Genomic DNA, 19,629 nt, shown 5'->3' on the forward strand with positions numbered 1-19,629 from the left:
AGTTACAAGTGTGGCGGGATTCGGATGGACTCACTGATCACGGCCGCAGCGCGCGCGCTCACGGCGGGTGATCCGCTCGGCGCGCTGAACCGGGTCGCCTTGCGCGACGACGCGCCTGCGCTCGCGCTGCGCGGCATCGCGATGGCGCAGCTCGGCGATTTCGCGCGCGCGAAGTCTCTCTTGCGAAGGGCGGCGCGCGCCTTCGGCGCGAAGGAGGCCGTGGCCCGCGCGCGATGCGCGGTCGCCGAGGCCGAGATCGCGCTCGCGTCGCGCGACCTGGACTGGCCCGCGAAGATGCTCGACGCGGCCCGGATGACGCTCGAAGCGCACGGCGACCGGGTGAACGCCGCGCATGCGCGGGTCCTCGAGATCCGGCGCCTGCTGCTGATCGGACGCCTCGACGAGGCCGAGGACAGGCTCGCCGAGCTCGATCCGGCGCCCCTGCCGCCCGCGCTCAAGGCCGCCCACGAGATGGTCGTCGCCGGCATCGCGATGCGGCGCCTCCGGACGAAGCCGGCGCACGCCGCGCTCGCCCGGGCCGCGCGCGCCGCGCGAAAGGCGGATATCCCCGCGCTGACGGCGGAGGTCGAGAGCGCGTCCCTCGCCCTGACCACGCCGGCAGCACGCCTGATCGCGCGCGGCGAGGCGCGTCCCCTGCTGCTCGAGCAGGTCGAGGCATTGCTGGCGTCGGAGGCGCTGGTCGTGGATGCCTGTCGCCACGTCGTGCGCGACGCGCGCACGGCGGTCTCGCTCGCAAGACGGCCGGTCCTGTTCGCGCTCGCACGCGCGCTGGCGGAGGCATGGCCCGGAGATGTGCCGAGGGACACGCTGGTGGCGACGGCCTTCGAGGCGAAGCGCGCCGACGACTCGCATCGTGCGCGGCTCCGGGTCGAGATCGGCCGGCTTCGCGCGACGCTGCGGGCTCTGGCGAGCGTGAGCGCGACGCGGCGGGGCTTCGCGCTGGCGCCGCGCCTCGCCCGCGAGGTCGTCGTGCTGGCGCGGCCCGTCGAGGAGCGGCATGCGGCGGTGCTCGCCTTCCTCGCCGACGGCGAGTCCTGGTCGAGCTCGGCCCTGGCGCTCGCACTCGGCACGAGCCAGCGCACGGTGCAGCGGGCCCTCGACGCCCTCGCGGCGGCCGGCAAGGTGCACTCCTTCGGTCACGGGAGGGCGCGGCGCTGGATGACCCCGCTGGGGCCGGGATTCACGACGATCTTGTTGCTCCCCGCCCCGCTGCCGAATGACTAGCATGGACGCATGACTCGATCAGCAGCCAAGATCCTCCGCGAATACGGCCCTTTTCCGGGTGGCGACCACGTGCATGGCGTCGCCTTCGACGGTCAGCATGTCTGGTTTGCGTCCGGCGACAAGCTGAACGCCGTCGATCCCGAGAGCGGAGGGGCGGTGCGTTCGCTCGATGTCGCCGCGCACGCGGGGACGGCCTTCGACGGCCGGCACCTGTTTCAGATCGCCGAGGACCGCATCCAGAAGATCGACCCGAAGACCGGCCGTGTGCTCGCGACGATCCCGGCGCCTGGCGGCGGCGGAGACTCGGGGCTCGCCTGGGCCGAAGGGACGCTCTGGGTGGGTCAGCATCGCGGCCGCAAGATCCATCAGGTCGATCCCCAGACAGGCGCGATTCTCCGCACCATCGAGTCGAGCCGCATGGTCACCGGGGTCACCTGGAGCGACGGCGAGCTCTGGCACGGTACCTGGGAAGGGGATGAGAGCGAATTGCGGCAGATCGATCCCCGGACCGGAGAGGTGCTGGAGCGGCTCGAGATGCCGCCCGGCATGGGCGTCACGGGTCTGGAATCCGACGGCGGCGACCGGTTCTTCTGCGGCGGCGGCAAGAGCGGCACGATCAGAGCCGTCCGCCGGCCCAGGCGCGCCTCCGCGACAGGCAGCAGCGCCAAGACCTCCGTCAAGCCCACGGGCAAGTAGCCGAAACGGCGCGCGGCCGCGCGATCGTCTGCTACGATATTGCCGGGCGGCTCGGTCGCTGGCGCGCACGTCGCGCCCGCGCCGAGGCGCCAGCCCGCATGAAGCATTCATTCATGCGTTGCCCGATGGAGCGCGCCGCGCCCGGCCGGCGCGGGCGCTACTTCACGTTCAGCGTGGCGCTGGCCGAGCGACAGACGGGCTCGCAGCCAGGGCCGTTGGGGCGCGACTCGACGTAGGATGGGGAGAAGTCTGCCCTGGCCAGGGACGCGCCGTCGCGCGAGATCTCGACGGTGACCTGCCCGGGAGCGGAGCTCATCTGGATCTCGGAGAACCCGTGCGCGCCCGGCGGCAACGCGCAGCCGGACTCGCCGATGAGCAGGCTCGGGCCGCTGCACGTGAGCGCCCGGCCCACCGCGCAGTCCGGCAGGGGCAGCTCTCCTTCGCAGGTGGTGGTCTCGCCGTCGGCGGTGATCACGAAGCGATACGCACCGGCAGGCCAGGGCGCTTCCGACGCGAGCCGGAGGGTAAAGCCGTCGATGCACCCGATCTGGGTGCAGGCCCGGGCCGGGGGAGGTTCGCCGGCGGCGGAGGGCGAGTCCGGAGACGGGGTTTCTGCTGCACACGCAGCGACGATCCCCAGAACGACCAAGACCAAGGGCGATGCGCTGGCGCTCCTCATCGTCATGTCCCGAGCAACGCGCTCGCCGCCCAGCAGCTTACACCCCGGAGGCCACCGCCAGGAGCCCTGCGCGCCCCCCAGCGGTCGCGCCCGCGAGCTCCCCGACGGGCGGACGGGCTAATGGGGCACCTCGGTCGGCGCGCACGTCGAGACGCCCGCGCCGATGACCGCGGTCAGGAGCACGGGCATCACGAGCTCCGGCGGGGCCTGGGAATCAGGGTCCAGGCGATAGACCAGGGACGAGAACACGTCCTCGTCGTTGGTCACGAAGAACCAGAAGGCGCCCCCCCACGTCGCGAACGCCCAGCTGCTGCCGATCGTCACGCCGGGCAGCGCTCTCTCCGAGAGCGTGGCGCCGGTGAGCTTGTCGAGCTCGCTGACGAAAGACCCCTCCGCCGGCTGCTTGACGAACCCGAAGAGACGGCCGTCGCCCGTGCCCGTCAGGTCCGCGTTGGCGCCCGCGCCCTGGCCGAGCGGGTGGACCGCGTACGACCGCCTGTCGAAGACGCCGAGCGTCCGGGCGCGGTTCACCTCGTCCGTGTCACCGAAGAAGACCGCGTCTCGCACATAAAGGGTCTCCTGGTCGGGACCGTCGTCGGCGGCGAACGCCATGCCGAAATTGCGAAACGGTGCCCCCTCTTCCACCTTGTATGGCGTGGCTTCGCAGCGACCCGTGGCGATGTCGACCCGGATGACCGACCCGTTCCAGTCGACGATCCAGGCGACGCCGTTCCGGTCGACGGCCATCGAGAACGGGCGGCCATCGCCGCAAGGGAGCCTGCCGATGCGATGGAGCTCCAGGCTGGCGGGATGGAAGGAAAAGAGCTCCTGGTAGGGCGAGACGAGATAGATGTGGTGCGTCACATCCGAGCACGGGCCGACCGAGCTCCCCAGCGGCGGATCCCAGCCGCTCCCGTCGCGAGCGCTCCCCCCTCCGCCGACGTCCCCGATTGCGCCGAACGGGCCAGCTTCCCCCGCGCCCAGGCCCCCATCCTCCCCGCCGCTCACCTCGGCGGGGTGGTCCAAGGTGGTGCCCTGCGCACACGCGGCGAGCGAGACGACGACGCCTACGGAAATCAGAGGCCGGACGATACGCGGCATGGTCGCCCCCTGGACAAGGTTCGCGGCTGCGAATGGGTGGCGACGCCGGCAGGGCGCCATTTCGAAAAATGAACCTTCGAAGTCATCCCCGGCGACCGGACCGCCCGGCGGCCCGAAACCTGACGACGGCGAGGCTCGCGTCGGCTATCTGCGGGGTCGCGGAGGGAAGCGGCCGTGACGCAGAACATCTACGACGATCCCGGATTCTTCGAGGCCTACAGCCAGCTCCGCCGGTCCGTCGAGGGCCTCGATGGAGCGCCGGAATGGCCGGCGCTGCGGGCGCTCGTGCCCGACCTGACGGGCCGGCGCGTGGTGGACCTGGGCTCGGGCTACGGCTGGTTCTGCCGGTGGGCGCGGCAGCACGGAGCGGCCCATGTGCTCGGCCTGGACGTGTCCGAGCGCATGCTGCAGCGCGCCAGGTCGGCGACCTCGGACGACGCGATCGCCTACGCGCGGATGGACCTGGAGCGCCTGGACCTGCCGGAGGCGGCGTTCGACTTCGCCTACAGCTCGCTCGCCTTGCACTACATCGAGAACCTGAGCGGGCTGCTCGCGGCGGTACACCGGGCCCTGGTGCCGGGAGGGCGCCTGGTCTTCTCGGTCGAGCACCCGATCTACACGGCGCCGAGCCGCCCCGGCTGGCGCGTCGATGCGGACGGGCGCAGGACGTGGCCGATCGATGGCTATCTCGCGGAAGGCCCGCGCACGACGAACTGGCTGGCCGAGGGCGTGGTGAAGCAGCACCGCACGATCGGCGCCACGCTCAACGCGCTCCTCCGCGCGGGCTTCGCCATCGCGCACGTGGAGGAATGGGGCCCGACGGACGCACAGATCGTCGCCCGGCCGGAGCTCGCGGAGGAGCGGGAGCGGCCGATGTTCCTGCTCGTGGCCGCGCAGCGCTAGCGCCCCGGCGCGCTCCTCATCGCGCACCCCTGTCCGCGCCGATCGCGACCACGCGCGCCGCGCCCCGGACACCTCCCCCGCGTCAGTCCCCCCCGCCGCCGACCTCGCGCCAGCGGATCTCCACCCGCTTCGCGCCGAGCTGCGTCGCGAGCGCCGTGATCTGCCGCTCGGCCTGCGCCTTCGCCCGCGCCATCACGTTCCCCTCGAGCGCGGCCTTCTCGATCGCCTCGGTCGCCTCCTTGCGCGCCCGCGACTCGAGCTGCTCGTTGCGCCGCGCGAGCAGGCTCGTCTTGCGCGTGTAGACGTACGTCTCGTCCTCGTCGAGCCGGGTCGAGAAGACCTCGGGCGCCGGCAGCGTCATGCGCGCGACCCCGGTCTCCGGATCCATCGCGATGTCGCCCTCGCCGATCCGCGCGAGATCGACGCCGATGGTGACGTGACCCACCGCGACGAGCAGGAGGGCGTCGGTGGCCTGCACCAGGCCGAACAGGCGGCTCTGCCGGTCGGCCAGATCCACGACCTTCTCGACGTGGACCTCGGTGGTCTCGAGCCGCGAAAGGTCGCGGATCGCGACGAGGAGCGCGGGGGTCGGCCGCGCGACGATGGTGCTCGCAGGCGCGGGCGCGCGGAGGCGCGGCGCCACGACGAGCGCGCCGAACCCGACCGACGCGAGCAGCGCGACCGCGAGCAGCGCGATCCGCGCGGCGCGGCCGGCCTGCGCGCGGGGGCGCGGCGCGTGCGCTGCGACCGAAGCGTAGGGGTCCTGGAGCGGGCCTTCCATCGGGGGTACCTCGGAGGACCGCAGGCGCGCAGGCGCCCGCGGCAGCTCGGATGGGCACAGCCTAGAAGAGCCGCGCGTCCTTCGGGAGAGAGTTCTGAGAACCGGAAGGCCGGAGGGCGAGAAGAACCGACCGGGCCCGGCGAGCAGCGCGCCCCTCCGGGGCAGCGTCGCGCGGCTTGCGTCACGTCACGCGGCCGGCGTCGCGCACCGCGGCGCGTCCAGCCGCGGCCGCGCCGCCGAGGACGACAGCGCCTGCTCGAGCATCCCGTCGTCCACGTCGTCCTCGGCCGCCTGCTCGATGGCGAGCCGCACGTCGCGGTTCGCGCAGCCCTCGGCCGCGATCCGCAGCCGCTCCACCGTCTGGGCGTCGCGCGACGACGAGAGCGCGAGCGCGGCGCCGATGCGGAGCTCGGCCGGCGCGCCGCCGTCCTCGAGCACGGCGAACGCCTGCTCCGGCGTGAGCTTCGCGGTGCGGTAATCGGCGCCGGCCTCGCTCACGAGGCGGCGCAGCGCCGCCCGCCAGGCCGGCGCCGGCAGGCCGCGGCGCCCGAGGAGCGCGCCCGCCCGCCCCACCTCGCCCGCGCCGCGCCCGCTCCGCTCGCGCAGGAGCGCGAGCAGGTGCTCGCGGCGCCGCTCGGCGAGCTCCATGCTGAGCCCCGTCTCGCTGGGATCGCGCAGCAGCTGCGGCGGCACGAGGGTCAGCGGGAGCTCCTCGCCCCCCGTGAGCACGAGCTCGACCCCGAGCGCGGTCTCGTCGATCCGCTCGATGGATCCGAACGAGACGAAGCGCTCGCCGGCCTCGTCCCGGAGCGAGAGCCCGTCGCTGCCCGCCACGAGCACGCGGCGCGCCGAGCCCTCCCGGAGCAGCGCCGCGAGCACCCACGCCGCGGCGCCCGTGATGACGCCCAGCGAGAGCGCCAGGTCGAAATCGAGCACCGACCAGCAGATCAGCGACACGAGCGTCGCCACGCCGACGAACAGGCGGCGCCGGAGCGGCCGCGGCGCGTCGTCGTAGAGCCGGGCGCTCCACGTGCCCCGCGCCCGCCCGGCGGCGATCGCGCCGAGCAGCCGCTCCGCGTCGACCGGGTCGTCGACGCGCACGCGGATGACGTCGCCGTCGTCGGTCCTCAAGGCGACCTCGCCGCCGGAGCTCGAGAGCCGCGCGCGCGTGAGCGAGAGCAGCGGGAACGACCGGCGATCGCCAGGGCGCTCGATCCACAGCGCGTTGCTCACCCGGACGACCGCCGCGCCGGACGAGCCCACCGCCGCGCAGAGCCACGCGATCGGCGTGTACAAGAGGCACGCGAGGCAGAGCAGCGCGAGCAGCGACCCGAGCAGCACGAACGGCATCAGGAGCGCCATCGCGAGCCGGCCGGCGATGGGCTCGACGAGCGAGGCCACCGAGAAGACGACCAGCAGCCACGCGAGCGCCGAGGTGAGCAGCCGGCCGACGAAGCGCGCGTCCGCGTAGGGCTGGACGAGCACCCCGCACCGCTTGAACACGCCGTCGCTGCCAGCGGTTCCTGCCACCCCATCACGGTGAGCGCACCCGGCCGCGAGTTCAAGCGCACAGCGCAATTTCAGCGCAGGAAGAACGCCTGCGCCGCCGCGGCGCGGCCACCCTCGCGCCCTCAGTACGCGTCGGCCGGGGCGCGCGCGTCCGCGGGGAGCGTCAGCGGGAGCATCTCCACGGCCGCGTCCCCGCCGTCCAGCCACTGATACCGCGCCAGGTTCGCGAGGACACGCCCCACATAGGTGCGCGTCTCGTCATAGGGGATCCGCGCCACCCACACGCCGGTGTCCCGGTCGATCTTCCCCTCGAGCCAGTGCGACACGGCCTTGGGGCCAGCGTTGTACGCCGCGGTCGCGAGCGGCAGGCTCCCGTCGAACGTCCGCAGCAGCTTGCCGATGTAGAAGCCGCCGAGGCGCAGGTTGAGCGGCGCGCTCTTGAGCTGCCCGAGCTCGAACCCGAGCGACAGCTCGCTCGCCGCCTTCCGCGCGGTCGCCGGCATGAGCTGCATCAGCCCGACCGCGCTCGCGGGGCTCACCACGACGGGATCGAACGCGCTCTCCTGCCGCATGAGCGCGTGGACCAGGCCCTTCGGCAGCCCGTGCTGCGCCTCGAGCGCGCGCACCTCGCCGGCGTACGGCTCCGGATAGACGCACTCCCACGTCCAGCGATCGGCGTGCGACGGCGCGCGCTGGAGCGCCGCGGCGGAGACCGCCTGCGTGCCCACCCGGTAACGGCGCTTCGCGGGCGAGAGCATGCCGTACATCCTGCAGAGCGCCTCGCTCTCCTGCCCCTCGTAGGCCGCCGTCACCTCGCGCTCGTTCTCGGCGAGGTAGCTCTCCGCGTCGCCGTCGAGCCCCATCGACGCGAGCAGCGCCGCGGCCGGCGGCAGCTTCACCTCCACCGGCCGCGCGTCCCGGAGCGACGCCGGGACGAGCAGCGGCGGCATGGGCGCGCCCACCGCCGCGAGGCGCGAGCGCGCGAGCAGCGCGCCCCACGAGAGCGGCTGCTCCTTCATCACCTCCGTCCAGAGCCGCACCGCGCCGTCACGATCGCCGCCGCGCAGCGCCGCGAGCCCCGCGAGCTCGCGCAGCCGCGCCGCGTCGGCCGGGCGCGCGCCGCGCGCGAGCTGCTCCAGCGGCTTCCGCGCCCGGGCCGCGCCGCTCGTCGAGAGCATCGCGAGCGCCCGCTCGTAGAGCGCGTCGCCGCGCCGCTCGCTCCGCGGGTAGGCGTCGATGAACCGGCCGTACTGCGCGACCGCCTCCGCGTAGCGGCCGACCTGCATGAGGAGCCGCGCCGAGAGCAGGCTCGAGAGCTCGCCCCAGCGGGTCTTCCGGAACTTGCGCGCGACCGCGAGGTGCCGCTCGATCGCCTCGGCCTCGCGGTGGAGCCGGGAGAGCGAGCGCGCGGCGAGGTGCAGCTGCTCCGCCTGGCGCGCCGACGGCGAGGCCGCGACCTTGAGGAACGCCTCGGCCGCGCCCGCGTAGTCGCGCGCCTGGTAGAGCGCCGTGGCCCTGCGGTGGTGGAGCTCCGACGCCGGCACGCCCGAGAGCTTGTCGAGCTCGGCGATCGCCTCGGCCGCGCTGCCCCCGGCGACCATGGCGTCGACCTTCTGGAGCCGGTCCTCCGGCGAGAGCGGCCCCGGCATCTCGGCGAGGAGCGCCGCCGCCTCGCGCCCGTCGGGCGACGACGGCGCGCTCTTCACGATCCACCGGAGGTCGGCGAGCGCGAGCGCCGCCGCCGCGGCCTTCGCGCCGCCCTTGTCCCCCGATCGCTCGGCGGCGTCGCGCACGCCGAGCTGGACGCGCGCCCGCGCGAGCCGCGCCGCCGCCTCGTCGCGCGACCGCCGCGCGCGCTGCGCCGCGACCACCGCCCGATCGGCGAGCGCGCGGGCCTTCTGGAGATCGCCGCCCTTCATGGCGGCGATCGCCGCGCGCGCGAGGCCGGGCGCGCTGCCCGTGGCCTCGAAGTACGCCGCCGCCGCGAGGAACGGCCCAACCTCGAACGCGGCCTCCGCGCGGTAGCGCGAGACCTCGCGGGCGAGCACCGGCAGCTCCTGCTCCAGGCCGTGGAGCAGCTCCACGGCCTTGCCGTGATCGCCGAGCTCGAACGCGACGCGCGCCCGCGCGTACTTCATCGCGGGCAGCGCCCGCTGCTCCATCGGCAGGGCGTCGAGCCGCTCCGCCGCCTCGGCCCAGCGCTCGAGCCGCACGGCCTCGACCCACGCGCCGAGGGCCAGGGGCGGCGCGAGCGGCGGGATGGCGGCGGCGGCGGCCGCGGCGGCCGCGGCGAGCGGCGCGTCCGAGGGCGCGGCGCGCGCGGTGCTCTGCGACGGCGGCGGCCCGGACGCGTGGGGCTCGGCGCACGCGGCGAGCGAGGCGCCGAGGAGACACGCGGCGGCCAGCCCGCGGCGCGCTCCTCGCGCAGACGGCTTCGGTGGCGACGGAGCCCGTTTCATAGCCGACCCGGCGCGGTGAACGACCCGAACGCAGCGCGCCGTGAGGACCGGGCCCCGCGGGCCGAGGGCCCCCGCGCGCAGGCCGCTCGAACCGCAGCGCTCGCGCTGCCGACCCCTTTAGCTAGCAAGCTTCCGCGCCAGGTCGCAAACAAAGTGTCGGGGCCGACGCGATCCACCGCTTTCCGATCTCGACGTCCTCCTCGAACAGGAAGGCCGCGACCTCGTCGAGCGAGCCGGCGCGGTTCGGCGGCGCACCGAGGCGGAGCGCCGCGGCCTTGCCGAACGCGGCGACCACCGGGTGCGGCGAGCTCGCGAGCCGCAGGAGCTCGGGCACGAGCTCCGTGGCCCCGAGCACGCCCGCGAGGATCGCCGCGAGCGGCCGCGGATCGGCGGGGCAGTCGTGGCTCCACGACAGCGCCGAGCGCAGCACCGCGACCGTCTCGGGCGCGGCCGCGCGCGCCGCCGCGGTGCGGTAGCCGCCGCCCGGGAGCGCGAGCTGCGCGGCGCCCTGGCTGGTCGCGCAGACGCCGTCCGCCGCGTGCAGCAGCGCCGCGGCGATCGGCTCGGTCACCCCGTCGCCGAGCACCGTCAGGCCCTCGATGTCGCCGGCGACGGGCCGCGCCGCCTCCTGCGCGTAGCCCTCGAGGTTGGCGAGGAGCCGCTCGAGGTCCACCGCGCCCGCGGCGCGGCCGGCGAGCACGTCGCGCGCGGTGTGCACCGTCACGAGGCTCGACACGACGGCCGGGGTCCCGCCGCGCATGGTGTGCGAGACGTCGACGCTCACCCGCTTCACGGCGGGCCACCGCAGCACGCGCGGCTCGGTGTCCGGGTCGACGAGGACGCCCCAGGGCACGACGGCCATCGCCACCTCGCGCGCGCCGCGCTGGGCGCGGAGGCGGTGCTCGGCGCGGGCCAGCGCGAGCACGCCGAGCGCGCTCCCCATCGCCATGAGCCCCAGCGAGAGCGTGTGGCTCCCGGCGCTCCACATCGCCGCGGAGGCCCCCGCGAGCCCCGCGGTCCCCGCCGCGGCGAGCGCGCCGGTCGAGCCGGGCTCCGGGTGGAGCCACACGTAGCGGAAATCCGGCGGAGGCAGCTTGCGCAGCACGATCACGACCCCGGACAACGACTCTAGGCCGCCGCGCCACCGGGCGCCACCGGATGCGCGGGCGCCGCCGGAGGCGCGGAGGCGCCGGCGCGCGCGGGCCTGCTGGAGGAGCGGAGGAATCCACGCGTGGCGCATGCCACGGCGCGTCGAAGGCGGGCGTCGTGCCGATCGCAGCGGTGCGCCGACTGCGCCGACCTCCGCGCGCCGACCACCGCGCCGCCCGCGCCGCCGTGCGCGCGGCGGACGGGCGGCGCGGGTGGGCGCTGGCGGCGTCCCGCGCGCGCGGCGCGGTGGTAGCTTCGCGGGCGGTGCTGCTCTCCCGCGTCCGCCTCGCCCACGTCGGCCCGTTCGATGATCTCTCGCTCTCCTTCGAGGACGCCGACGGCGCGCCGCGCCGGCTCGTGGTCCTCTTCGGCGGCGACGGCGTGGGCAAGACCTCGATCCTGTCGGCGATCGCGTCGACGCGGCCCGGGTACGCGGTCGCACAGCTGAAAGCGCGCGGCGACGACGCCTCGCCCCCGCTCGTGGTCACCGACTGGATGCTCGGAACGGACGATCCGGCGCGCGCGCACCCGCTGCGCGTCGCGAGCCCGAACGCGCGCCTCGACGAGCCCGAGGACGCGGCGCTCCTGCGGCGGCGGGAGCAGGCGCTCTTCGAGCGGCGCGCGGCCGAGGGGGGCTTCGTCCTCGTTGCGCTCTCGGGCGCGCGCTGGTTCTCCCGCACCGCGATCGTGCTGACGACGCCCGAGCGCAGCATCCTCCGCTACGACGTGCGCGCCGCCGCGAGCTTCGACGACGCGACGCGCACCGACCTCGCCCGCGAGACGAAGCAGGTGCTCTCGTTCTTGCCGGTCGCGGCCGCGATCGCGCGCGACCGCGCGAAGAACAAGCCCGAGGCGCGGCCGGACGCGCGCGCGGACGCGCAGGCGGAGCGGCTCGGCGCGCTCGAGCGCGCGCTCAAGGAGGTGCTCGACGCGCTGCTCGAGGGCCACGACGCGACGTACGTGGGCGTCGATCCGCTGCGCCTCGAGCCGATCTTCGAGCGCGCCGACGGCCAGCGCGTCGACTTCGACGATCTCGGGCGGAGCGCGCGGCACACCATCGCGTTCGGCGCGCTGGCGCTCCGCGCGCTCGCGTCCGCCCACCCGACCGGCGATCCGCGGCTCGCCGAGGGGGTGGTCCTGATCGACGACATCGAGGCGCAGCAGCCGGCGCACCGGCAGCGCTCGCTCGCCGCCCGCCTCCGGGCGGCGCTCCCCAACGTGCAGTGGATCGTCACGACGTCGTCGCCCACGTTCGCGCTCGGCTGCGAGCTCTCCGACGTGATCGCCCTCCGCCGCGAGCCCTCGTCGGGGCGCGTCGAGCCGCACGAGGGCCCGGACGCCGTGCTGCACTGAGGGGCCGCGGCGCGCCGCTCCGGCACCCGGGCGCGCGCGCCGCGCGTCAGGCGAGCGGCACGGCGAGGAGCACGACCTCCTTGCCGCGCACCTCGATCTTGTAGCGCATCGGCTTGCCGTGCTTCCGCCCGAGCTCCTGCTCGCTCGCCTTGAGGCGGGCGACGAACGCGCCGCGGGTGATGTGATCCACCGGGTCGCCGAGCGACGTCTTCGCCGCGATGTACTCGGCGAAGATGCGCGCGTAGTAGGCGTCCTCAGGCTCCTCGAGGAGCGCCTTGGCGTCGGCCGGGATCTCGCCGGGGGACAGCGCGGCCATGCGCTCGTCGACCTCGAGGGCGTCCCGGAACGACGCCGACGTGGGCGCGCGCGACGGGCGCCCCTCGGCGTCGGTCTCGTCCTCCTGCACGCCGAGCAGCTGGTTCAGGAGCGAGTTCAGCCGGAACACGAGCCCGCCGAGCTCGGCGTGCTCGATCCCGAACCGGAGGTCGGTCCGGCCGTTCATGATCGCGAGCAGGCCGTCCTCGATCTCGGACACCGGCTGCGAGATGTACGCGTCCAGGAAGTAGGCGGCGATCACGACGAGCACGAGCCCGAGCGCGGTGACGCCGAGCATCGGCCAGAGCAGCGAGCTCGCGAGCCCCGGCGTCCGGATCTGCGCGACGCTGAGGAGCACCGCCCGCCGCCCGTCGCCGTAGCCCTCGAGCGCGTGCCCGACGGCGCCGTACTCGCCGGACAGCCCGCCGATGTCGACCGCCCGCCCGGAGCTCAGCGCCTGGAGGGCGCTGTCCTTCGCCGGCGACGCCGTGAGCGCCGCGACCAGCTGCGGGGGGGTCTCGCGCGACTTCGCGACAACGTCGAGCCCGTCGCCCGACTGCATCGCGACCACGAGGAGCCGCCCGCTCGTGCGCTCGCTCGCGTTGGTCAGCCGCTCGTCGTTCAGCGCGGTGCCCACGGCGACGGCGCCGATGATCTGCCCGGCGTCGCCGCGGATCGGCGCGTAGGACGCGAGCAGCTGCTCGTTGCGCGCGCGGCTCACCCACACGTCCGAGCCGGTCACCCCCTGCTCGAGGGCGCGCTTCAGCGACGGGTAGACGGCGCCGAGGTTGTCCCCGCGCATGAGCGCGGAGCCGTTCCGTCCGAGCACCACGCCCTTCGCGTCCACCAGGACCACGAGGGAGGGCGGGGTCCTGCCGAGCTCGGGCGAGGCGGCGACCGCCTCCCGGATGGCGTTGGCGGCGCTCGTGGCCGCCTCGGCGCGGGCCGGGGCGGTGCCCGCGTTGAACGGCTCGCGCAGCTTCGGGTCGCTCGCGTGGGAGGCGAGCCACCGCTCCAGCACGAGGCCGTCCACCTGGAGCTGCGCCATGGCGGCCGCGAGCGCGCGCGACGCCTCTCCGGGCCGCCCGATCTCCGCGAGGGAGGCGCGCGTGAGGGCATACGAGAGCCCTCCGACCATGAGGACAATCACGGCGAAGACTGCGATGATCTTTCCGCGCATCCTGCGTCTCCACTCCTTCTTTCGGGGGCTCAGGGCAAGCTACCATCCGCTGCGGCGCTGCTACAACTCTCCACCCAGCTCATGGTGCACTTGAATCACCCGCACTCCGAAGCCCCGCGCCTCTACGTCGTCGACGACGCGCTGTTCGAACAACACCGCGCGCGCGGCGCGCACCCCGAGCGCCCGGAGCGCCTCGAGGCCGCCCGCCGCGCGATCGAGCGCTGCGCCGCGGCTGGCCTCTCGATCGAGCGCGTCGCGACGCGCGACGCCACCGAGGACGAGCTCGCCCGGGTCCACGCGCCCCGGTACCTCGAGTCGCTGGATCGGGTCAGCGGGCACTACGCGGCGCTCGATCCCGACACGTACGTCGTCCCGCGGTCGGTCGACGCGGCGAGGCGGGGCGCCGGCGCCGCGGTGGCGCTTGTCGAGGCGGTGCTCGCCGGCCCCGGTCGGCTCGGCGTCGCGCTGCTGCGCCCGCCCGGCCACCACGCGACGCGCGACACGGGCATGGGCTTCTGCCTCCTGAACAACGTCGCCGTGGCGGCGAGGGCCGCGCTGAGCAGCGGGCTGTCGCGGGTGGCGGTGATCGACTTCGACGTGCACCACGGCAACGGCACGCAGGACATCTTCTGGGACGACCCGCGGGTGCTGTTCTGCTCGCTGCACCAGTGGCCGTTCTACCCTGGCACCGGCTCCGCCGAGGAGATCGGCGGCGGCGAGGGCGCCGGCTACACGGTGAACGTGCCGCTGTCCGACGGGGCGACGGACGCGGTCTACGAGGCGGCGTTCGACGAGCTCGTCCTGCCGGTGCTCGACGAGTACGCGCCCGAGCTCATCCTGGTCTCGGCGGGGTTCGACGCGCACGAGCGCGATCCGCTCGCGGCGATGAAGCTGTCGCGCTCGGCCTACGCGGCGATGGGCCGCCGGCTCGCGGCGATGGCGACCGCGAAGGCGGGGGGGCGGCTCGCCGTCTTCCTGGAGGGCGGCTACGACCTGGCGGCGATCGAGGGCTCGCTCGCCGCCGCGCTGATCGCCGCCTCCGGCCGCGAGGCGGACGAGCCGGCGGGCGCGTCCGGGCCGCCGCCCGCGCAGCGCGCGCCGATCTCGACGCGCCACCGCGGGGACCTCGACCGCGCCCGCCGGGTCGCGCTGCGCCGGTGGGCGACGCTCTGAGGGAGCCGCCCGGTGGTGGGCGCCGGGGCGCAGGGCGCGACGGGTGAACGAGGCAGCCGGGGCGCCGCCAGCGGGCGGACCGCCGGCGGCTCGGGATGCGCGGGATGTCAGGGGGTGTGCCGCGCGGCGAGGCGGCGCGGCCTCGTTTCCAGGGCGGGGGAGCCAAGCCGGGGGCCCCAGGGCGGGGAGCAACGCGGGGCCGGGGGGGCGCTGGAAGCGAGCCCGGAGCAACCCGGAACAAAAAGAGCGACGCGCCGTGCGTTTCCCCGATTGCACTCTGCGCGGAGCTGAGTATTCTGCCAGGCCTTCGCAGCCCCCGGGCCGCGAAGAACGGTGGGTATAGCTCAGTTGGTAGAGCACTGGATTGTGGCTCCAGGTGTCGCGGGTTCAAATCCCGTTACTCACCCCAGGTAGGACAAGCCCGAGGCCGCCCAGCAAGCGACGGGTGCCCGGAGGCTGATCGCACCACGACGGATCAGCAGACCGCCGAGGCAGGCCTGCCGGGCTCCTCGACCGAGCACCGCGACGTCTGCGGCGCCTCCCGAGCGTGCGCGCGCCATGCCCTGCGCATCGCAAGAGGCGGCGGAGCCCGGCGAGCGGTCGCCTGACGATCGCGGCGCTTCCAGCAGGGCCGCGCAGCGGCTCGCCCCCGGCGACCCGCCGCCCTCCTGAAGCGGCATGCCCGCGGGAGCGACGCGCGCGATCTCCGCGCCCTGCCTTCTTCCTTCCACCGCGAGCCGCGGCCCCCCTCTCTCGGCCGCCCCCGCGCGAGCGCGACGCGTGCCCCGGTCCGAGCGCGCGACGCGCTCCAGGCCGTTGCCCTCGGTGAGCGCGCTCGCGCGTCACCTCATGAGCGCGCTCGCGCGTCACCTCATGAGCGCGCTCGCGCGTCACCTCATGAGCGCGCTCGCGCGTCGCCTCATGAGCGCGTCGCGCGGCATTCCATGCGCGCGTCGCGCGGGGCTCCGCGCATCGCTCGATTCTATAAGTGTTCTTCGCGAGCCCCGGAGACATCGATTCATGGATATCCATCCATCGCGGTGAGCCTTTATCCCTTCTCCCGGAGACAGCAAGTCTCGCCTCTGTAACCGGTTCGCCACAATGCCCGCATAGCGTCCGCGCCCATGAAAACCACGCTCCCTCGGAGCCGCGCGGTGACCGCGCGGCTCATCTCCGCCGTTTTTCTCGCGCTCGGCGCGCCCGGGCTCGCGGCGTGCGCCGCCCCGGCGGACGACGTCGCGGATCCTGCCGAGCTGCCGGCCCCCGGCGCCGTCGATGTCGTCCAGCCGCTCAAGCTGTCCGAGCGCGCCCGCGTGCCCGAGAAGGAGCCGGGGTTCGTCGCCGCGGAGCTCGGGGAGCGCGAGATCGTCATCACCCACGACGGCAGCCTGCCGCCGTTCGCCGCGGGCGACGTGCTCGGCGGCACGCAGGGAGGCGGCTACCTCGCCCGCGTCGTGCGCGTCCGCGCGCTCGACGCGGCGCGGGTCGCGCTCGAGACGACGCCCGCCGACCTCACGGAGTTCATCACCGAAGGGCACGTCCACGTCCACTACGACGCGCGCGAGTACGCGCAGGCCATCGACGAGCACCTCGCGCGCGTCCGCGAGCTCGGCCTGGAGGGCGACGAGCCGATCGCGAGCCAGGCGGAGGCCCTGAAGATCGCGTCCGGCGCCTCCATGAAGCTCTTCGAGCTCTCCTCGGCCTCTCTCCCGGCCTCGTGCGGGGTCACCGCGCACGGGACGGCGGCGCTCGACGTCACGGCCGAGCTCTCTCCGGTGCTCGACTTCGAGGTCCACGTCGGCCCGCGCGGCGGGGTCAACCCGGTCCCGGAGCTGAAGCAGCTCCGCTTCGTCGCCTCGGGCAGGCTCGACGTGAGCGCAACGCTCCAGGGCTCCGGCACGGTCACGGGGAGCTGCACGGTCGATCTCCTCGAGCTCGCCGGGGGCGTCCCGAGCGTGCCGCTGCCGACGCTGACGTTCTGGGTGGGGCCCGTGCCCATCGTCGTCACGACGAACGTCGTGCCGAGGGCGACGGCCGATGTGGGGCTGTCGTTCACGGCCGCCGAGGTGGAGGCCGAGGCGCAGACGACCGCCGAGATCGAGGCCGGGGTCGATTACAAGAACGGGAAGTGGCGCACGATCTGGGAGCCCTCGTGCTCGGCCTCGGGGACGGCCTCGATCGGGGCGCCCGGCGCGATCACGGCGTCCGGCAAGGTGAGCGCCGGCGCGGAGCTCCGGGCGCGCCTGTACGGCATCCTCGGCCCGAACGTCGGAGTCCAGGCGTATGCGCGCGTGAGCGCGGAGACCGCGCCGCCGTACTGCTCGTACGACGCGCGGGTCGACGGCGGCGTGCGCGCCTACGCCGAGGCGGAAGCCGGCGTGTCGGTCGGACCGCTGAACCTGACGTTCAAGCGCCTCGATCTCGTCGATCTCGATCTCCTGCGCTTCGACGCGCCGCTCGCCTCGGGCAAGCTCCGCGACGCGCCCGAGTGCGACGCGGAGCCGTGATCGCGCCGGCCGTCATCGCGCCGGCCTCCCGGCCGGGAGGCCCGGCGCGCCCCGCCCCCCGCGGCGCGCGCGCTCGCCGGGCTCAGGGGTCCGCGCACGCCACATAATCGCACGACGCCTCGTTCACGCACTCCTCGGTTCGCTCCACGAGGCCTTCTCCCTCGAGGCCGAGGCACGCGGTCTCACAGCTGGTCTTGCTCGGCGGCGGGTCCCCTTTCTCTTCCGCGCAGAGGATGCGGTGCTTGCAGAGCTCACTGCACGCGTGCAAGTTGTCTTCGTCCTTGCACCCCGCGGCAAAGAGGCCGAGAGCGGCGATGACGAGGGGGATCGATCGGAGTCCTGCGTTCTTCATGGGCAGCTCATCTCGGTTGTGGGGCGCTCCCCGGCGAGCGACCCGCTGCCGACCGGCAGACCGGGTCAGCGCACGAGAAGGCGAGCGCGCGATCCGGCAGGATCGCGGCGCGTTGCAAACGGCCTGCAGGCCTCACCATGAGGCCACGCCTCGGCGCCCAGCATAGACGAATCCCAGGCCGCCGCCCACGGCGCGGACGCCCGCGGCACGACCCCGCGCGGCGGAGCCACGCCCGCGCCGCGCCGTCTCCGCGCGCCGCTATCTCCCTCTGCGCGGCGCGCTGGCTCGATGCGCAGGACGTGGTACATTGTGTCATGGGCGTCTCGACGCGCCCTCCACGATCCACGCAGAATGTCGTCCAAGGAATCCGATACCCTGCTCGGGGCCGATCCAGCCCTGCGGCCGGATCGCGAGAAGCCCGAGTCCACGCGGCTTCCTCTCGTGCTCGTGGTCGACGAGGACAGGGGCCTCTGGCAGCCGCTCGGCGCCCTCCTCGCGGAGCGGTATCGCCTCGTCGTGTGCGCCTCGGCCCTGGACGGGGTCGCCGCGTTCACCGAGGACACCTGTGCCGTGATCATCGATGTGCGGATGTCGGGGCAGGACGGCTTCTGGGTCTGCGACCAGATCCGCAAGGTGCAGCCGGAAGTCCCCGTGATCTTCTATTCGCCGTATCAGGACGAGAAGGACTCGTTCGAGGTCATCAACGCGCACCGGCCGTTCGCGTACGTCGACAAGCACGGCGCCGCGCAGAGGCTCCTCGACGCCCTCGAGAAGGCGACGCGGATCTTTCAGAGCACGCTCCGCAGCAGGCGGATCATCGAGCGGCTCCAGCGCCGCCGGCAGGAGGCGGTCTGAGCCAGCAAACGAGCGAGGCGCGCCCGCGCGACGACCGGCGAGATCTGTGGCGCACGCTGGTCCAGCTGGTGCTCAGCCTGGGCGCGCTCTTCGGGCTCATCGCGCTGGCGGCGCACCTCGCGCGCGACCAGCTCGACGCGCTCGGCCGCGGGTTCGTGCAGCGCTTCGGCCTCGCCGGGATGTTCGTCGGCACCTACCTCGCCGACGCGTTCTCGTTCCCGATCCCGCCGCAGTTCTACATGCTGACGGCGATCACCTCGGGAGGCCCGCAGGTCGCGCCCATGATCGCGATCTCGGCGGCCTCGCTCCTCGCCGGCTGCACGGGATACCGGCTCGCCGGCCACCTCGCGCGCTTCCGCATCTTCGCGGCGCGCCTCGAGCGGACGCGGCCCAAGATCGATCGGCTGTTCGACCGTTACGGGTACTGGGCCATCGCCGTCGGGAGCGTCTCGCCGGTCCCCTTCTCGATGCTCTGCTACCTGTCGGGGCTGTACCGGATCCCGCCGCGCTACTTCTTCACCATGGTGCTGTTCCGGGTGCCTCGCCTCCTCATCTTCTACGCGCTCATCCGGATGGGATGGAGCCAGTGAGGCCGGAGGCGTGAGCCCCTACCTGGGGCTCTCCGCCTCCTCGGACGGGTTCACCCGGACGCGCTCCAGGATCTGATCGACCATGCCGAGATCGATCCCGGAGCGCTCCACCACGTTCCTGGAGAACAGCCGAGTCGCCTCCTTCGCGAGCTCCTCGTCCGGGAGGAACGGCCGCGCGGGCGACCGCGGCGCCGGCAGGCCGATCTCCTTTTCGAGCTCGGAGATCGCCCGGATCATCTCCTGGTAGCAGGCGGAGGCGATCTGCACGGAGAACGGGAACACCTGGACATTGCCGCGGCCGGCGCGCACGGCGTGCAGCGTCGCGGCGGCCTGCTCGGCGAACTGCCGACTCCCGAACGCGTTGGCCATCTGCGCGTACATCGCGATGGACTCCTGGTCCGCCGCGAGGTCCTCCTCGCGCGTGCGCGGCGCCCCGGACCCGGGCGCCGAGGACCACCGGACGATCATCCGCGCGTAGTCGTCGAGCGCGCGCCGCTGGAGGGCCAGCCGCTCCAGGAGCGCCTCCCGCCGCTGTCGCAGGAGCTCCGCCCTCTCCTCGTGCTCGGCCCGGCGCTCCGCGCTGAGATCTGCCGATCTGCGCGCCACGTAAGCGCCGATAAAGAGGGCGACGCCGTTGCTAACAGCGATGAAGAGCATCTCCAAAATCTTGGGATCCATGCCGTTCTCAAGACTTCTATCACGTTCGCGCTGAACGCAGAGATATGCCGCATGACGCGAAGAAAAGTTGGCCACCGCCCTCCCCCCGTGCAGGTGCGTGGCCA

The 19,629-nt window shown here is 74.1% G+C and carries 17 protein-coding genes and 1 tRNA gene; 9 read left to right on the top strand and 9 right to left on the bottom strand.

What is annotated here, in order from left to right:
- Nucleotides 1-24 precede the first annotated feature (24 nt).
- Together WMF20_RS36200 and WMF20_RS36205 are read left to right on the top strand one after the other, a co-directional pair.
- Entirely contained in the window at nt 25-1,245 is a 1,221-nt protein-coding gene (locus tag WMF20_RS36200; protein WP_437606356.1) for a helix-turn-helix domain-containing protein, read from the top strand.
- A gap of 9 nt (nt 1,246-1,254) precedes the next feature.
- The gene (locus WMF20_RS36205; RefSeq protein ID WP_437606357.1) at nt 1,255-1,941 is read left to right on the top strand and encodes a Vgb family protein; all 687 of its coding nucleotides are present in this window, start codon (nt 1,255-1,257) and stop codon (nt 1,939-1,941) included.
- 157 nt (nt 1,942-2,098) lie between these two features.
- Here the strand turns inward: WMF20_RS36205 and WMF20_RS36210 are convergent, their stop codons facing one another.
- The gene (locus WMF20_RS36210) at nt 2,099-2,416 is read right to left on the bottom strand and encodes a hypothetical protein (protein WP_437606358.1); all 318 of its coding nucleotides are present in this window, start codon (nt 2,414-2,416) and stop codon (nt 2,099-2,101) included.
- Between the two features lie 321 nt (nt 2,417-2,737).
- Complete coding sequence (locus tag WMF20_RS36215; protein WP_437606359.1) at nt 2,738-3,646, bottom strand: hypothetical protein; 909 nt, start codon at nt 3,644-3,646, stop codon at nt 2,738-2,740.
- A 249-nt stretch (nt 3,647-3,895) separates the two neighbouring features.
- Here WMF20_RS36215 and WMF20_RS36220 point away from each other — a divergent pair, with 249 nt between their 5' ends.
- Entirely contained in the window at nt 3,896-4,624 is a 729-nt protein-coding gene (locus WMF20_RS36220) for a class I SAM-dependent methyltransferase (RefSeq protein WP_437606360.1), read from the top strand.
- 82 nt (nt 4,625-4,706) lie between these two features.
- Here WMF20_RS36220 and WMF20_RS36225 read toward each other — a convergent pair whose 3' ends face one another.
- The 4 genes from WMF20_RS36225 to WMF20_RS36240 form a co-directional block, all read right to left on the bottom strand.
- Nucleotides 4,707-5,405 carry a DUF4230 domain-containing protein gene (locus tag WMF20_RS36225; RefSeq protein WP_437606361.1) on the bottom strand — a complete coding sequence of 233 codons (699 nt, stop codon included), beginning with the start codon at nt 5,403-5,405 and terminating at the stop codon, nt 4,707-4,709.
- Between the two features lie 186 nt (nt 5,406-5,591).
- Nucleotides 5,592-6,935: a hypothetical protein gene (locus WMF20_RS36230; RefSeq protein WP_437606362.1), complete on the bottom strand. Its 1,344-nt coding sequence runs from the start codon at nt 6,933-6,935 to the stop codon at nt 5,592-5,594.
- Between the two features lie 101 nt (nt 6,936-7,036).
- Nucleotides 7,037-9,373: a transglycosylase SLT domain-containing protein gene (locus tag WMF20_RS36235; protein WP_437606363.1), complete on the bottom strand. Its 2,337-nt coding sequence runs from the start codon at nt 9,371-9,373 to the stop codon at nt 7,037-7,039.
- 121 nt (nt 9,374-9,494) lie between these two features.
- Nucleotides 9,495-10,496, bottom strand: coding sequence for a hypothetical protein (locus WMF20_RS36240; protein WP_237244395.1), 1,002 nt, complete (start codon nt 10,494-10,496; stop codon nt 9,495-9,497).
- A gap of 143 nt (nt 10,497-10,639) precedes the next feature.
- Here WMF20_RS36240 and WMF20_RS36245 point away from each other — a divergent pair, with 143 nt between their 5' ends.
- Complete coding sequence (locus WMF20_RS36245; RefSeq protein WP_437606364.1) at nt 10,640-11,875, top strand: hypothetical protein; 1,236 nt, start codon at nt 10,640-10,642, stop codon at nt 11,873-11,875.
- 46 nt (nt 11,876-11,921) lie between these two features.
- Here the strand turns inward: WMF20_RS36245 and WMF20_RS36250 are convergent, their stop codons facing one another.
- Complete coding sequence (locus WMF20_RS36250; RefSeq protein WP_437606365.1) at nt 11,922-13,370, bottom strand: MXAN_5187 C-terminal domain-containing protein; 1,449 nt, start codon at nt 13,368-13,370, stop codon at nt 11,922-11,924.
- Between the two features lie 81 nt (nt 13,371-13,451).
- Between WMF20_RS36250 and WMF20_RS36255 the strand changes: the two genes are divergently transcribed.
- The 3 genes from WMF20_RS36255 (at nt 13,452) to WMF20_RS36265 (ending at nt 17,050) form a co-directional block, all read left to right on the top strand.
- Nucleotides 13,452-14,543 carry a histone deacetylase family protein gene (locus tag WMF20_RS36255; RefSeq protein WP_129578560.1) on the top strand — a complete coding sequence of 364 codons (1,092 nt, stop codon included), beginning with the start codon at nt 13,452-13,454 and terminating at the stop codon, nt 14,541-14,543.
- 333 nt (nt 14,544-14,876) lie between these two features.
- Nucleotides 14,877-14,952 (top strand) — tRNA-His (locus WMF20_RS36260).
- Nucleotides 14,953-15,667: 715 nt separating this feature from the next.
- A complete protein-coding gene (locus tag WMF20_RS36265) occupies nt 15,668-17,050 on the top strand; it encodes a hypothetical protein (protein ID WP_129578562.1) in 1,383 nt (460 codons plus the stop codon).
- An 82-nt stretch (nt 17,051-17,132) separates the two neighbouring features.
- Here WMF20_RS36265 and WMF20_RS36270 read toward each other — a convergent pair whose 3' ends face one another.
- The gene (locus WMF20_RS36270) at nt 17,133-17,402 is read right to left on the bottom strand and encodes a hypothetical protein (RefSeq protein ID WP_129578563.1); all 270 of its coding nucleotides are present in this window, start codon (nt 17,400-17,402) and stop codon (nt 17,133-17,135) included.
- A gap of 351 nt (nt 17,403-17,753) precedes the next feature.
- Here WMF20_RS36270 and WMF20_RS36275 point away from each other — a divergent pair, with 351 nt between their 5' ends.
- Nucleotides 17,754-18,257 (top strand): response regulator, encoded by a 504-nt coding sequence (locus tag WMF20_RS36275; protein ID WP_437606366.1) that lies wholly within the window; start codon nt 17,754-17,756, stop codon nt 18,255-18,257.
- Nucleotides 18,258-18,325: 68 nt separating this feature from the next.
- Nucleotides 18,326-18,847 (top strand): YqaA family protein, encoded by a 522-nt coding sequence (locus tag WMF20_RS36280; RefSeq protein ID WP_129578565.1) that lies wholly within the window; start codon nt 18,326-18,328, stop codon nt 18,845-18,847.
- A gap of 18 nt (nt 18,848-18,865) precedes the next feature.
- On the opposite strand, the gene WMF20_RS36285 is transcribed toward WMF20_RS36280, so the two are convergent.
- Entirely contained in the window at nt 18,866-19,525 is a 660-nt protein-coding gene (locus tag WMF20_RS36285) for a hypothetical protein (protein WP_129578566.1), read from the bottom strand.
- Nucleotides 19,526-19,629: the final 104 nt, after the last annotated feature.

The sequence above is a fragment of the Sorangium sp. So ce834 genome (assembly GCF_051521425.1).
Classification (GTDB): Bacteria; Myxococcota_A; Polyangia; order Polyangiales; family Polyangiaceae; genus Sorangium; species Sorangium cellulosum_D.